Genomic DNA, 14,352 nt, shown 5'->3' with positions numbered 1-14,352 from the left:
TAACTAACTGTGTTATACTGTCTGCTTCGTTTTCTTCACCGCGTCAGCAGCGAAGAACCGAACTATACGCCCCCAAACAAAACCAGTCAACACCCAACTTCAAAAAAATTAAAATTTTTTCACAACTACCTGTATTTAAATAATTTAAAATTTATTGAATTTTATCGTTCGATAGATAAAACAGATATCCGAAGATAAATAGTCCTTCGGCTTCACTCTTAATTGCCACATTCAAACACTCTATATCTCTATACTACTGGCGCTTTAGTCCCATCTACTCTTACAATCTCTACTTTCTCCAATAAAACAATCATAAATTTAGAATAGTCCCTATTATGAGTAACGAAAAGATTCAACAAAAATTTGAACAAGCATATCACTCTTTTATTGAAGAGGAAAATTACGAGGAAGCGCTAAAACGTGCCGAGATTCTTTGCCTTCTCAATCCCCAATCTGTCGAATATCATCATAAAGTTGCTTATGCCTATCTGAAGCAATTGAAATGGGAAAAAGCCATTGAGGCTGAAATGAAAACGTTAGAGCTGGATAGCACCTATATTCCTGCTTTGGATTTACTTGCACATGCTTACGGCGCTCTAGATAACTGGGAAAAAACCGGGTTTTACGGTCATCAGGCTTTGGTTCTAAAAGATAAAGCCATCCCAGACCTAGAACATGAAATCATTCCAACACCAGCTCCAAAAAACGGCAAACGGATTATCTCCTTTTCTTTATTTGGCAATAATTCCAAATATATTGAGCCTGCCGTATTAAATACCCAGCTTGCGCCTGTGCTTTTCCCCGGTTGGACATGTCGTTTTTATGTCGACGATTCTGTATCAGCTGAAGCTATTCAACGATTTAGAAATAACGGTGCAGAAGTGATTAAGGTTGGCGCTCCATTGGACAACTGGCCGGGTACGATGTGGCGCTTTCTTGCCATCAATGATCCCGAGGTTGAATACGTTATTTTCCGTGATGCAGATTCTATTATTTGTTATCGTGATGCAGCGGCCGTATCCGAATGGATAAAAAGTGGCACCCTATTCCACACTATTCGCGACTCAGGCTCGCATACTGCCTTGATTCTTGCAGGTATGTGGGGCGCTAAAGGAGGTGCAGTCCCAGATATGCAGGAAAGAATTCAGAACTTTGTCGATGAGGGCTACCCTTCCAGACATTTTGCCGACCAAGATTTTCTAGAAAAAGAATTGTGGGCCTATATCCGTCAGAATCTGTTTGCACATGACAGATTATTTGATTTCTGTAATGCACACGAAATTCCCGGCGAGTTCTACCCTAATTATCAAATCGCTTTCAGCGAAGGAGTCACCAGCTTTAACGCAACGACTGATTATGCAGACGGCAGTCTGGCAAGATGGACGCTGTACTCCAGTGCTTCGCCTTTGGTCAATCCAGACTACTCGCTCAATGTTGTTCCTGAATTTAAGGTCTGCAGTTATGTGACTGAAGTGAAAAACGGAGCGGTTTCAGCGTTCTTGCCGAAGAGATATGGCAATGCGATTAAAGCAAAACTAGCCAGAATCAACATCGAACAAATCTAATTTGATTTGATTCCTATATCTCTCATTTAATGAACCCATTATTTATGAGCAAACACATTCTCCTCGGCATTACCGGCGGTATTGCGGCGTATAAATCTTGCGAACTGGTCAGACTGCTGAAAAAGCAAAGACATTCTGTATCAGTGGTAATGACAGATTCTGCGACAGAATTTATCTCCCCGCTGACTTTCCAAGCTTTAACCGGCAATCCTGTTTTATCGGATACCTATTCAGGTGCTTCTAATAATGGCATGGCGCACATCAATCTGACGCGTGAAGCTGACGCATTTCTTATTGCACCAGCCACTGCCAATACGATCGCCAAAATTGCCAACGGATTGGCTGATAATCTACTGACCAACTTGGTAGCAGCCAGGAAATGTCCTTTGGCCGTTGCCCCTTCAATGAATGTCGAAATGTGGAACAACCCTGCCAACCTGCGCAATATTGAACAGCTGGTTTCAGACGGCATTACCGTGTTTTACCCAAACAGTGGCGAACAGGCTTGTGGCGAAACAGGTACAGGTAGAATGGTCGAAGCGGTCGATCTGGCAGATTTGCTAGAGGATTTATGGACACCCAAGCTACTGAGCGGCAAAAAAGTTCTGATTACAGCCGGCGCAACGTTTGAAGCCATCGATCCTGTCCGCGGCATTACCAATATTTCCAGCGGACAAATGGGTATGGCTTTAGCGCGTGCGTGCCGTGCTGCCGGAGCGAAAGTCACGCTGATTTACGGTCAAATTCAGACGGCCCTGCCAGCAGGCTTGGCTCATTCCGAACAGACTGTCAGCGCAGAAGCCATGTATCAGGCAGTTCACCGCCATATCCATGAGCAAGATGTCTTTATTTCCGTTGCAGCCGTTGCAGACTATAAAGTCAAAAACAGCAGCAACGAGAAACTGAAGAAAAACGGCAATCAGCCCCCGGTTATCGAACTGACGGAAAATCCGGATATTCTCGCATCCGTTGCCGCCCTGCCTTCTCCACCATTCTGCGTCGGCTTTGCTGCGGAAAGCCATCAGGTCTTGGAATTTGCTCGGGCAAAACGTTTGCGCAAAAACGTACCGATGCTGGTGGCCAACCAAGTTTCCGTTTCCATGGGTAAGCCAACCAATCAAATCACCATTATTGATGACCTTGCCGAAACCTCATTTCCAGAAACATCCAAACGCCAAGCAGCAGATGAAATCGTCAAACGCCTGGCTGAATTATTGGCTTAATCAAACAAAACAAAAGGCCGTCTGAAAATGTTTCAGACGGCCTTTGTTCAAACACATTAAATCACAATCCCAATTCACGCAGAAAACGAATATCGTCTGCCCAACCGGATTTTACTTTCACCCAAATCTTCAAAAAGACTTTGGTATCAAACAATTTTTCCATATCAAGGCGTGCTTCAGTAGAAATTTTCTTCAATTTCTCCCCACCCTTGCCAATCAAAATCGCCTTTTGGCTGTCTTTATCGACCAACACCGCGATATAAATGCGGAACAGTCCGCTTTCCTCTTCCTCAAACTGCTCCACTTCAACATTCATCGCATAGGGCAACTCTTCACCCAAATAGCGGAACAATTTTTCGCGCACAATTTCCATCGCCAGGAATCGGCTGGATTTATCCGTCACCATATCTTCCGGATACATCGGGATACTTTCCGGCAGATACGGCTTGAGCAGTTCCAGCAGATTGGCAATACGCAGGCCATGTTTCGCGCTGACTGCCTCGCTGGCAGTAAATTCAAACTCTTGGCGCACTTCATTGATAAACGCCTCAAGCGCAAATTTGTCTTTGGCTTTGTCTTTATCGATTTTATTGACCACCAATACCACAGGCGTATGCTTAGGCAACTGCTTCAACACCACGCGGTCGGCATCGGTAAAGCGCATGGCTTCCACCACAAAAACCACCACATCCACACCGCTCAACGCTTCGGTTACGTTTTGATTAAGACGGTCATTCAAGGCATTGCGGTGATTGGTTTGAAAACCCGGTGTATCGACAAACACAAATTGCGCCGTGTCGTCGGTGTAAATACCGGTTACACGATTACGCGTAGTTTGTGCTTTTTTACTGGTAATACTGATTTTCTGACCAATTAAATGGTTCATCAACGTGGATTTACCGACATTCGGACGACCCACGATGGCCACAAAGCCGCAACGATAATCCGTCGGGTGTTGCGACTCGTTTTGTAAAAAGGTTTCGATATCCATTTATATATGACTTTCTTGATTGTTTCAGACGGCCTTTGCATTTTCTCAAAGGCCGTCTGAAACATTATTTTTTAGATTTTTTCAAAGGAAACTTCTGTTCCAACCACTCTAAGGCTTCACATGCCGCTTTTTGCTCGGCCACTTTCCGACTGCTGCCGCGTGCATTGCAGATAAAGCCGAGTTCGCCCAAATCGCAGGAAATCACAAACATCGCATCAGCCGTCTGCTCCGCCTGCTCTTCGATTCGGTATTTCGGCAAGGCAAAGCGGCGTGCCTGCAAGGCTTCCTGCAAAGCGGTTTTACTGTCTTTTTTGCCGATATTCAAATCCGCACGTTTCACGCGTTCCGCAAACAAATGGCGAACCACTTTTTCCGCCGCAGAAAAATCAGCGTCAAAGCTGACCGCTGCAAACATCGCCTCCATCGCGTCGGCCAAAATCGAAGGCCGTCTGAAACCGCCGCTCTTCAACTCGCCGGCACCCAAATACAAACCGTCGCCGACATTCATTTCCAACGCGATTTCAGCCAACACGCCTTCATTTACCAAAGCCGCGCGCATCCGCGACAACTCGCCTTCCGACAATTTCGGAAACGCGTCAAACAACATCCGCGCCACGGAATAGTTCAAAATCGAATCGCCGACAAATTCAAAACGCTCATTGTGTTTGGCATTGTAGCTGCGGTGGGTCAAAGCCTGCTGAAGCAGCTCCATATTGCGGAACTCATAGCCCAGACGCTTTTGAATCGCTCGATGCGCCTGCTGTTTGAGCAAATCAGGTTTCATTCCATACTTTCAAAAAACAGCCCGAAAATACGCCTCATCCGCAGTGAAACAAAATAAAAAGGCTACACCGGCAACTTTTTTATTTTGGCTCATTGTTTCTCGCGTCCCTCAAGCCGATAAACAATCAAAAGCCGTCATGTTCAAACCTGACGGCACTCGACCGACATTGTACCATCAAACCGCCCCTGCACACATCCGTGCGGAAAAGCGACGAATCGTGTAAAATCATGCCAAATCATCTCTTTGCCAACTCCATGAACAAATTTGCCCAAGCATTGGCCGCAGCGCTCGACCGCTGCATTGTTACCAACACCGTCGCCGAACAAGGCGAACCCGTCGGCTTCCTCTACCGCGAAGCCCCCGTATTTGAAAACGACAGCGGCTGGCGTATTTTCAGCGGCGACGAAACCGACGAATACACCGACAATCCCGACAATTTCAGCATTGTCAGCCTCTCCGCCATTACCGCAGACAATCCCGACATCGCGCCCCTGCTGACTCAGGCAGAAGGCAGCGCGTGGGAATTAAACGAAGACGGCGAGTTCCAAGCCGTTGCCGATTGGCAGCCGCAAGAATAATCCATCCCCATTTCGTTTCAGACGGCCTTCCCTATAACCAGGCCGTCTGAAACCGAGCCGAATCCCTATTTCACCAATATTGAAGGAATCATCATGAACATTATCGAACCCCGCCTCGACGGTACCAACTTGCGCATCGGCATCGTTCAGGCCCGCTTCACCAACGAAATCGGCAGCGAAATGGTCAAAGTTTGTTGCCGCACCTTAAAAGAATTGGGCGTAGCCGAAGACAACATCACGCTTGCCACTGTTCCCGGCGCGCTTGAAGTGCCTATCGCGCTGATGAACCTCGCTTCATCCGAACAATTCGATGCCCTGATTGCCATCGGTGTTGTCATTCGCGGCGAAACCTACCACTTTGAATTGGTATCTAATGAGTCCGGCGCAGGCGTCAGCCGCGTTGCCCTTGACTACAACATCCCGATCGCCAACGCCATCCTGACAACCGAAAACGACGAACAGGCTGTCGCACGCATCGAAGAAAAAGCCTCCGATGCCGCCAAAGTTGCCATAGAATGTGCCAACTTGGTCAACCATCTTTTGTCAGAACAATACGAAGACGACGAAGAATAAGCTTCTCCCCGTATTGAATACCGCATATTTTCAGACGGCCTCCCAATCATGACATTGAGGCCGTCTGAATCATTCAATATTCAGCCGACAACCATCGGCACTCTCTTCACAAGGAATACCCATGAAAAGCCCACGCCGCCGCGCACGCGAGCTTGCCGTACAAGCCATTTATCAAGCAGGCATCAACAAAACCGCCGCTCCTGAAATCGCTAAAAATATCCACGAACTGTCCCAAACATCCAATATGGATGAAGAGCTGTTCAACAAACTGTTTTTCGGCGCACAAACCCATGCCGAAGAATACATGGAAAAAATCAGCCCCCTGCTCGACCGCGACGAAAAAGACCTCAGCCCTATCGAACGCGCCGTTTTGCTGGTTGCCTGCCATGAGCTGAGCACTATTCCTGAAACCCCATACCCTGTTATCATCAATGAAGCCATCGAAGTTACCAAAACTTTCGGCGGCACCGACGGCCATAAATTCGTCAACGGCATCCTCGACCAACTGGCTTCCCGTATCCGCCCTGACGAACCGCGCCGCAAAGGCTAAGATTAGCTTCATATCGGGTTGGGATTACCGATCTTTGCCCCTGTTTAAGCCAATGTGCTTATACAGCCAAACCATCAAAAAGGCCGTCTGAATTTCAGACGGCCTTTTATACTTCGATTTATTCTGATTTTGGCATTTCATAACCGGGACAGTTTTGCTTGTCGCTGCTTGCCCAGATGATACCGCTGTCGTTGTAAAAAACGGTACAAGTTTCATCGGCATTGGTTTCTTTATTGGGGACAGCCTTCAAAATATAACCTGAATCGGAAGGATCCGCACCCTCGGAAAAACTAATATCGAAATATTGATTTTGCTGCAAATTTTTGGCAGGAAAATCCTTAAAAGTACTTTTTTGAGTATAGTAGCGTTCAAGTTGTTGGGCATTATGCAGCATCTGTGTGCGGACGGATGCGAGACGCGTTTGGCGGATGTAGTTTTGATAAGACGGATATGCAATGGTAGCAAGAATGGCTGCAATCAAAACAACTATCAGCAGCTCGATAAGCGTGAAGCCTTGTTGATGTTTCATTGTATTTATGTCGTAAATAATTAGAATAAGACATGAATATTATAGTCGTTTTCTTGCGGCTTAAATGTTCAGATTCGGAGGGAGTTTGGGAATTTATGTAAATGAGGTGCAAGTTCTGAAAAATGTTTACTGCCCTTTATTTTTTATTTCAACAAGTTAAACTTCAATTTGAGCCGTCCCTCTCTTGGTTGACCTTGGTCTTTACAGTAAAATCCAGTTGTTTTTTGTCTCCAACATACATTTATTGCTTGTCTGCAACGTTATTTTATTGAATTGGTTCCTTTTATATGTCTAAAGTTTTCAAGTGGGCGGCCGGTACGGCTGTTGTAGTAGCAGCGGCTTTCGGCGGCTGGTCTTTGATGAAGCCTGAGCCTCAGTCTTCTTTTATTACTGAAGTAGTCAAACGCGGCGATATCCGTCAAACCGTATCGGCAACCGGCGAAATCTCACCTTCCAATTTGGTATCCGTAGGCGCGGAAGCTTCAGGTCAGATTAAAAAACTGTATGTGAAACTGGGCCAACAAGTGAAAAAAGGCGATCTGATTGCGGAAATCGACTCAACCAATCAGATCAATACCTTAAATACCGAAAAATCCAAACTGGAAACCTATCAGGCAAAATTGGTTTCTGCTGAAATCACGCTTTCCAGTGCGGAGAAAAAATATAAACGCGAACTTGCCTTATGGAAAGAACAGGCAACTTCCAAGGAAAACTTGGAATCTGCACAAGACTCTTTAGCCGCAGCCAAAGCGAATGTCGCCGAACTGAAGGCCTCCATCAAACAATCAAAAATCTCAATTAATACAGCCGAATCCGAACTGGGCCACACGCGGATTACCGCCACCATGGACGGCACCGTGGTCGCCATTCCTGTTGAAGAAGGCCAATCCGTCAATGCAGCGCAATCTACGCCGACCATTATCCAGCTGGCCAATCTGGAAACCATGTTAAACAAAATGCAGATTGCAGAGGGCGACATCACGAAAGTCAAAGCCGGTCAGGATATTTCGTTCACCATTTTGTCCGAGCCGGACACCCCGATTAAAGCGAAATTAGACAGTGTCGACCCCGGCCTGACCACCATGTCTTTGGGCAACTACACCAGCAGCACGGACACGACTTCCAATGCGATTTACTACTATGCTCGCGCACTTGTACCGAATCCCGAAGGCAAACTTTCTATCGGTATGACCACTCAAAACACGATCGAAATCAACGGCGTGAAGAATGTTTTACTGGTACCGACGCTGACCGTGAAAAAACATAACGGCAAATCCTATGTTAGCATTTTGGGCGCAGACAATAAAACGGTAGAACGCGAAGTGACCGTCGGTTTGAAAGACAGCATGAATACCGAAATCAAAAGCGGCTTGAAAGAAGGCGAAAAAGTGATCGTTTCTGAAATGAGCGCAGATGAAAAGAATAAGAGCAGTGAACGCGCGATGATGGGTGGTGGCCCTCCTCGCTGATTGATTAAGGCCGTCTGAAAGATTTGGCTGTGTTTCAGACGGCCTTAGTTCCTGTATTTCTATTTTTCGCCCGGAAAGATTATGAGTTTAATCGAATGTAAGAATATCAACCGTTTTTTCGGTAGCGGTGAAAACCGTGTGCATGTATTGAAAGATGTCAGCCTTTCTATTGAGAAAGGCGACTTTGTGGCGATTATCGGCCAGTCCGGCTCAGGCAAATCGACGCTGATGAATATCTTGGGCTGTCTGGATACCGCCACCTCCGGCTCTTATCAAATCGACGGCATCGAAACATCGCAAATGCAGCCGGATGAGCTGGCGGCTTTGCGCCGTGAGCGTTTCGGCTTTATTTTCCAGCGTTACAACCTGTTAAGCTCGCTGACCGCCCGGGACAACGTCGCCCTGCCTGCCGTGTATATGGGCATGGACAGCAAAGAGCGCGCGGAACGTGCGGAAAAACTGTTGGGCGATTTAGGTTTGCAAAATAAAGAAGGCAACAAACCCAGCGAACTTTCCGGCGGTCAGCAACAGCGCGTTTCGATTGCCCGCGCGTTGATGAACGGCGGCGAAATCATCTTTGCCGACGAACCGACCGGCGCATTAGATACCGCCAGCGGTAAAAACGTGATGGAAATCATCCATAAGCTGCACGAAGACGGGCATACCGTGATTATGGTTACCCACGATCCGGGCATTGCGGCAAACGCAAACCGCGTCATCGAAATCCGCGACGGTCAGATTATTTCCGACACGTCTAAAAATCCGGATATTCCGCCAAGCAAAGTGGAGAGGATTAAAGAAAAAGCTTCCTGGTCGTTTTATTACGATCAATTTATGGAAGCATTCAAAATGTCTGTGCAGGCGATTATGGCGCATAAAATGCGTTCGCTGCTGACCATGCTGGGGATTATCATCGGTATCGCTTCGGTGGTATCGGTAGTAGCCTTAGGTAATGGCTCGCAACAAAAAATCTTGGAAGACATCAACTCGATGGGCACAAACACCATCAGTATCTTCCCCGGCCGTGGTTTTGGCGACCGTAGAAGCGGACGGATCAAGACACTGACGATTAATGACGCAAAAGCCATCAGCCAACAAAGCTACGTCGCCTCTGCCACCCCTCAAACCAACTCCAGCGGCACCTTGACCTACCGCAACACCGACCTGACTGCCTCGCTTTACGGCGTAGGCGAACAATATTTCGACGTGCGCGGTTTAAAATTGGAAGAAGGCCGTCTGTTTGATGATGACGATGTAAAAACCGATGCACAAGTCGTCATCATCGACCAAAACACCAAAACCAAACTCTTCGGCGAAGGCGTCAATCCTTTAGGCAAAACCATCCTTTTCAAAAAACGTCCGCTAACCGTCATCGGCATTATGAAAAAGGATGACAACTCATTCGGCAATTCCGACTCGCTGATGCTTTGGTCGCCTTATACAACGGTCATGCACCAAATTACCGGTGAGAGCCATACCAACTCCATCGTTGTCAAAATCAAAGACGATGCCAACACGCAAGTTGCCGAGAAAAGCCTGACCGAGCTGCTGAAAGCACGCCACGGTACAGAAGACTTCTTTATGAACAACAGCGACAGCATCAAAGAAATGGTTGAAAGCACGACCGGTACCATGACGCTGCTGATTTCTTCCATCGCGGTCATCTCTTTGGTGGTCGGCGGCATCGGCGTAATGAACATCATGCTGGTTTCCGTTACCGAGCGCACCAAAGAAATTGGCGTCCGCATGGCAATCGGCGCACGTCGCAACAATATTTTGCAACAGTTCCTGATTGAGGCCGTCTTAATCTGTATCATCGGCGGTCTGTCAGGCGTATTGTTGTCCGCAAGCATCAGCCTGGTGTTCAACTACTTTGTCACCAACTTCCCGATGAGCATTTCCATGACTTCCGTCATCGGCGCAGTTGTCTGCTCCACCGCCATCGGTGTCGCGTTCGGCTTTATGCCTGCCAACAAGGCTTCCAAGCTCAACCCGATTGATGCGCTGGCTCAGGATTGATTATGTTTCAGACGGCCTATTATTTTAGGGCCGTCTGAAATGCTGTTACCCGAAAGTTTTTTTATGAAGACGAAACCTTTTTCCCAAGCTGCCTTATCATTGGCTGTTGCCCTTGCCCTAAGTGCGTGCGCCGCACCTAAAGCCAATCCGAATCTGACGCTGGAAGCGACCGGCCAAGTCATGAGCGCGGCGGAAACTGCCGAACGCTACGATGTAAACGGCAACTGGTGGGAAATCTACCAAAGCCAGCAGCTTAATGCGCTGATGGAGCAGGCGTTGGCGAACAACGTCGATTTGAAACAGGCGGCCATCAGCGTCAACAAAGCTTTGTATCAAGCCAATATTTTGGGTGCGGATTTGGTACCTTTGTTCAGCGGCTCGTTGGGCGCGAATGCTTCTAAAAACCTGAAAACCGGCAGCCACGGCAATACCTTCAGCAGCCAGCTTGGCTTGAGCTACGAATTGGATTTGTGGCGCAAACTCAGTGCCACTGCCGATGCGCAGGTATGGGAATACCAAGCCACGCATGAAGACATGGCCAACACGCGCCTGACTTTGATTAATAATGTTGCCGATGCGTATTTCAATATCGCCTACCTGAACGAAGCCATCGAGTTGGCGCAAAAATCGCTGAAGCAATATCAGGAAATCAACCGCATTGCGAATGCCAAGTTCCGCTACGGCCGGGCCGACTCCAGCCAACCGACGCAAGCCAAACAGTCATTGTTGAACGCAGAAAACAGCCTGTTGTCTTTGCAAAACAATTTGGATACGCAAAAACAGGTTTTGCGTAATTTATTGAATTTAAGGCCGTCTGAAAACATGGCCGCCGATCCGGCACAATTCCGTCTGTTGCCGGTCAAAGGCGTGAACTTGGACGTACCGATTACCGTTTTAGCCAACCGCCCTGACCTGCGCGCCGCCGAATACCGCCTGCAAGCGTCGCAACAATCGGTCAACGCGCAAAAACGCAGTTGGTATCCGTCGATTACTTTGGGCGCAAGTTTGAGTACGTCGTCCGACAAAGCAAAAAGCACGTTCAATATCCCTATGTTGGGCGGCTCGGCCACCATCAATCTGCCTTTCCTTAATTGGCAGACCATGAAATGGAAAGACAAAACCGTACAAGCGGAGATGGACAGTGCCAAGCTGAATTTTGAAAAAGCCCTGACTACCGCGCTCAACGAGGTCAACACCAACTACCTTGCCTACAAAAACGCGCAGGCCGGCCTTGCCAATCAGGAACAGCGTTATCAGTTGGACAAGAAAAACAGCCATTACTATCAAGTGCGCTACCAACACGGTAAAAACGAACTGAAAGACTGGCTGGAGGCTTTGAATTCGGAATACAGCTCGGCTCAAAACCTGCTGAACCAACGCTATGAGGCCTTAAAATACGAAAATATGGTGTATAAAGCTATGGCGGGACGTTATACGCCGAAATAGCATTTTCAGACGGCCTTTGGTTAATTTCCGTCAACGGCCGTCTGAAAAACATTCAAGCAACTGAATTTTCATATATAATCGCGCGTTTATTTGATTTTATCCGGACAACATTATGGCCTTCGCCTCTCTCTTTACGCTTTTGGACGACATTACCGCCGTTTTGGACGACGTAGCAATGATGACCAAAGTCGCCGCCAAAAAAACCGCCGGCGTGGTTGGTGACGATTTAGCGCTCAACGCCAATCAGGTAACCGGCGTATCCGCCGAGCGCGAATTGCCGATCATTTGGGCGGTGGCAAAAGGCTCTCTGGTCAACAAGCTGATTCTGGTGCCGCTTGCACTGTTGCTTTCCGCTTTCCTGCCTACGCTGATTACGCCCTTGCTGATGATAGGCGGTGTGTATTTGTGTTTTGAAGGCGTGGAAAAACTGTTGCACAAATTTCTACACCGTAATGAACACGAAGACGGACACGATACCGAGCCTGAAGTCACAGACGAAAAAACAAAAGTTAAAGGCGCGGTCCGTACAGATTTCATCCTCTCAGCCGAAATCATCATTATCGCGCTGGGCGTTGTTGAAAAATATGACCTGATGACGCGTTCTTTGGTTATGGCCGCCATCGGTGTCGGCATGACGGCATTGGTCTATGGTTTGGTCGGCATCATCGTCAAACTTGACGACCTCGGTATGATGTTGATGCGCCAAAAAAGCGCCGCCGTACAAGGCATCGGACGCGGTTTGATTTCATTTATGCCTTGGTTTATGCGCGGCTTGAGCATTGTCGGCACGCTGGCGATGTTCTTGGTCGGCGGCGGACTGATCGCCCACAACCTTGGCTTTTTGCACGATTTCCTCCACGCGCAACATTGGGGCAGCGGCATGATGGAACATATCGCCAACTTGGTGGTCGGAGTAGCCGCCGGTGCCTTAGCTTGCGCAATCGTCCTGCCTGCAATGAAATTGTTTCAAAAAGACTGATTTTGTTTCCCTGCCGTCTGAAAACTTTTCAGACGGCCTCAATACCATTTAAAGCATGAATATTTTCCGTAAACTCGAACAATATTGGCAACATCCGCTGCTTTACTGGCCGCTGGTCATCTTGATTGCTGCCGCGACGCCGTTCACTTTCGCCCCCTATTATCATTTCTGGCTGATGCCGCTATTGTTTGGCGCGCTGATACGCCTGATTGAATTGCGTCCGCGCTTTGCCGTCATGACTGCCTATTTGTTCGGATTAATCGGTTATACGGCGCAGTTTTATTGGATACACACTGCCTTGCATGATGTTTCAGGTTTGCCGGATTCATACGCCATCCCCCTCACCTTCCTGCTGCCGGCGTTTCTTGCGCTTTATCCGGCCATCTGTTTTTGGGTGTGGAGAAAATGCAACCTGTCGCGCTGGGCCAAAACCGGCCTCCTGCTGCCGATTTTATGGACGCTGGCAGAATTTGCCCGCGAACGTTTCCTGACCGGATTCGGCTGGGGCGCAATCGGCTATTCCCAAATCATTAAAGACAGCCCGTTGGCAGGTTTCGCGCCTTTGGGCGGCATTCACATGGTCACGCTGGCAACCGCTTTCCTCAGCGCATGGCTGGTGTTGCTGATTGACAACCACGGCCGTTTGAAACACCGCCTGCTGCCCTTATTCCTTATCGTTGCGCTCTGCTCCGTCGGCTACATTTCCCAACAAACCGAATACACCCGCCCGGACGGCAGCACCAGCACGGTTGCCCTGATTCAAGGCAACATCGAGCAAAATCTGAAATGGAAGGAAGAACAAATCATTCCAACCATTCAGAAATACTACGAACAAATCAGCAAAACCAGTGCCGACATCGTCATCCTGCCTGAAACCGCCCTGCCGCTGATGCGCCAAGACCTGCCCGAAGGCATCTTGGAACAATTCGCCGAACAGGCGCAAAGCAACGGCAGCGCGTTGGCCATCGGCATCAGCCAATATACGTCCGACGGCAACGGCTACGAAAATGCAGTCATCAATTTGAGCGACTATCACAACAGCACTTCCGATGTCATCCCCTACTACGCCAAGAACCACCTCGTTCCATTTGGCGAATACAAGCCCTTGCCCGCCATTACCGAGCGCCTCTATAAAATGATGGATATGCCTTTGGCCGACTTTCAAAAAGGTGGCGACAACCAAGCGCCTTTGGTGATGAAAGATCAAAAAGTCGCCTTCAATATCTGCTATGAAGACGGTTTCGGCGATGAACTCATTGCAACGGCGAAACGCTCCACCCTGCTCGCCAACATCAGCAATATGGCGTGGTACGGCAAATCCAATGCCATGTATCAGCAGCTTCAACAGTCCCAAGCGCGTGCAATGGAACTGGGTCGCTACATGGTTCGCGCCACCAATACCGGCGCGACCGCCATTATTTCCCCTAAAGGTACGATTGTTGCCGAAGCCCAACCGGATACAGAAACCGTCCTCGAAGGCCACGTCAAAGGCTATATCGGTGAAACTCCTTATATGAAGGCAGGCGGCTCAACATGGCTCATCAGCATTTTGGCCGTTATCGGCGTATTCCTTATCCTGATTGGCCGGAAGAAACTAGAATAAAAAATTTTAAGACCTTGTTTAACAAGGTCTTTTTTATTGATAT

13 protein-coding genes are annotated in these 14,352 nt (G+C 48.2%); 10 read left to right on the top strand and 3 right to left on the bottom strand.

Translation table 11 applies throughout. The features are described from left to right. Positions 1-335 precede the first annotated feature (335 nt). Positions 336-1,565, top strand: coding sequence for a tetratricopeptide repeat protein (locus ACTHR2_RS07895; protein WP_263337733.1), 1,230 nt, complete (start codon positions 336-338; stop codon positions 1,563-1,565). A 44-nt stretch (positions 1,566-1,609) separates the two neighbouring features. Further along, the gene (gene coaBC, locus ACTHR2_RS07890) at positions 1,610-2,788 is read left to right on the top strand and encodes a bifunctional phosphopantothenoylcysteine decarboxylase/phosphopantothenate--cysteine ligase CoaBC (RefSeq protein ID WP_263337738.1); all 1,179 of its coding nucleotides are present in this window, start codon (positions 1,610-1,612) and stop codon (positions 2,786-2,788) included. A 61-nt stretch (positions 2,789-2,849) separates the two neighbouring features. Here the strand turns inward: coaBC and era are convergent, their stop codons facing one another. Both era and rnc read right to left on the bottom strand, forming a co-directional pair. After that, on the bottom strand, positions 2,850-3,779 hold the full coding sequence (gene era / locus ACTHR2_RS07885; RefSeq protein WP_003679342.1) for a GTPase Era: 930 nt from the start codon (positions 3,777-3,779) through the stop codon (positions 2,850-2,852). A gap of 64 nt (positions 3,780-3,843) precedes the next feature. Next, positions 3,844-4,563: a ribonuclease III gene (gene rnc, locus ACTHR2_RS07880; protein WP_003748556.1), complete on the bottom strand. Its 720-nt coding sequence runs from the start codon at positions 4,561-4,563 to the stop codon at positions 3,844-3,846. A 254-nt stretch (positions 4,564-4,817) separates the two neighbouring features. Between rnc and ACTHR2_RS07875 the strand changes: the two genes are divergently transcribed. The 3 genes from ACTHR2_RS07875 to nusB all read left to right on the top strand — a co-directional run bounded on the left by ACTHR2_RS07875 (position 4,818) and on the right by nusB (position 6,264). After that, positions 4,818-5,141 (top strand): DUF2185 domain-containing protein, encoded by a 324-nt coding sequence (locus tag ACTHR2_RS07875; protein WP_003748560.1) that lies wholly within the window; start codon positions 4,818-4,820, stop codon positions 5,139-5,141. Positions 5,142-5,234: 93 nt separating this feature from the next. Further along, positions 5,235-5,714, top strand: a complete 480-nt coding sequence (gene ribH / locus ACTHR2_RS07870) for a 6,7-dimethyl-8-ribityllumazine synthase (RefSeq protein WP_107769532.1) — start codon at positions 5,235-5,237, stop codon at positions 5,712-5,714. A 121-nt stretch (positions 5,715-5,835) separates the two neighbouring features. After that, on the top strand, positions 5,836-6,264 hold the full coding sequence (nusB, locus tag ACTHR2_RS07865) for a transcription antitermination factor NusB (protein WP_263337749.1): 429 nt from the start codon (positions 5,836-5,838) through the stop codon (positions 6,262-6,264). 118 nt (positions 6,265-6,382) lie between these two features. Here nusB and ACTHR2_RS07860 read toward each other — a convergent pair whose 3' ends face one another. Next, positions 6,383-6,793: a type IV pilin protein gene (locus tag ACTHR2_RS07860; protein WP_263337752.1), complete on the bottom strand. Its 411-nt coding sequence runs from the start codon at positions 6,791-6,793 to the stop codon at positions 6,383-6,385. 287 nt (positions 6,794-7,080) lie between these two features. Between ACTHR2_RS07860 and ACTHR2_RS07855 the strand changes: the two genes are divergently transcribed. The 5 genes from ACTHR2_RS07855 to lnt all read left to right on the top strand — a co-directional run bounded on the left by ACTHR2_RS07855 (position 7,081) and on the right by lnt (position 14,309). Next, a complete protein-coding gene (locus tag ACTHR2_RS07855) occupies positions 7,081-8,262 on the top strand; it encodes an efflux RND transporter periplasmic adaptor subunit (protein WP_263337754.1) in 1,182 nt (393 codons plus the stop codon). 81 nt (positions 8,263-8,343) lie between these two features. Next, positions 8,344-10,281 (top strand): MacB family efflux pump subunit, encoded by a 1,938-nt coding sequence (locus ACTHR2_RS07850; protein WP_440375584.1) that lies wholly within the window; start codon positions 8,344-8,346, stop codon positions 10,279-10,281. A 63-nt stretch (positions 10,282-10,344) separates the two neighbouring features. Next, complete coding sequence (locus tag ACTHR2_RS07845; RefSeq protein ID WP_440375583.1) at positions 10,345-11,727, top strand: TolC family protein; 1,383 nt, start codon at positions 10,345-10,347, stop codon at positions 11,725-11,727. Between the two features lie 112 nt (positions 11,728-11,839). Then, positions 11,840-12,706, top strand: coding sequence for a DUF808 domain-containing protein (locus tag ACTHR2_RS07840; RefSeq protein WP_440375582.1), 867 nt, complete (start codon positions 11,840-11,842; stop codon positions 12,704-12,706). Between the two features lie 55 nt (positions 12,707-12,761). Further along, entirely contained in the window at positions 12,762-14,309 is a 1,548-nt protein-coding gene (gene lnt / locus ACTHR2_RS07835) for an apolipoprotein N-acyltransferase (RefSeq protein ID WP_440375581.1), read from the top strand. Positions 14,310-14,352 lie beyond the last annotated feature (43 nt).

Source organism: Neisseria sp. P0006.S004, from assembly GCF_051963015.1.
GTDB lineage: Bacteria > Pseudomonadota > Gammaproteobacteria > Burkholderiales > Neisseriaceae > Neisseria.
The sequence above is the reverse complement of the archived record's forward strand: the minus strand, read 5'-3'. Positions and strand labels throughout refer to the sequence as shown.

What these genes read in the sequence shown, in the direction of transcription:
- ACTHR2_RS07895 (WP_263337733.1), top strand. Translation starts at nt 336, where the DNA reads ATGAGTAACGAAAAGATTCAACAAAAATTTGAACAAGCATATCACTCT.
- coaBC (WP_263337738.1), top strand. Translation starts at nt 1,610, where the DNA reads ATGAGCAAACACATTCTCCTCGGCATTACCGGCGGTATTGCGGCGTAT.
- era (WP_003679342.1), bottom strand. Translation starts at nt 3,779, where the DNA reads ATGGATATCGAAACCTTTTTACAAAACGAGTCGCAACACCCGACGGAT.
- rnc (WP_003748556.1), bottom strand. Translation starts at nt 4,563, where the DNA reads ATGAAACCTGATTTGCTCAAACAGCAGGCGCATCGAGCGATTCAAAAG.
- ACTHR2_RS07875 (WP_003748560.1), top strand. Translation starts at nt 4,818, where the DNA reads ATGAACAAATTTGCCCAAGCATTGGCCGCAGCGCTCGACCGCTGCATT.
- ribH (WP_107769532.1), top strand. Translation starts at nt 5,235, where the DNA reads ATGAACATTATCGAACCCCGCCTCGACGGTACCAACTTGCGCATCGGC.
- nusB (WP_263337749.1), top strand. Translation starts at nt 5,836, where the DNA reads ATGAAAAGCCCACGCCGCCGCGCACGCGAGCTTGCCGTACAAGCCATT.
- ACTHR2_RS07860 (WP_263337752.1), bottom strand. Translation starts at nt 6,793, where the DNA reads ATGAAACATCAACAAGGCTTCACGCTTATCGAGCTGCTGATAGTTGTT.
- ACTHR2_RS07855 (WP_263337754.1), top strand. Translation starts at nt 7,081, where the DNA reads ATGTCTAAAGTTTTCAAGTGGGCGGCCGGTACGGCTGTTGTAGTAGCA.
- ACTHR2_RS07850 (WP_440375584.1), top strand. Translation starts at nt 8,344, where the DNA reads ATGAGTTTAATCGAATGTAAGAATATCAACCGTTTTTTCGGTAGCGGT.
- ACTHR2_RS07845 (WP_440375583.1), top strand. Translation starts at nt 10,345, where the DNA reads ATGAAGACGAAACCTTTTTCCCAAGCTGCCTTATCATTGGCTGTTGCC.
- ACTHR2_RS07840 (WP_440375582.1), top strand. Translation starts at nt 11,840, where the DNA reads ATGGCCTTCGCCTCTCTCTTTACGCTTTTGGACGACATTACCGCCGTT.
- lnt (WP_440375581.1), top strand. Translation starts at nt 12,762, where the DNA reads ATGAATATTTTCCGTAAACTCGAACAATATTGGCAACATCCGCTGCTT.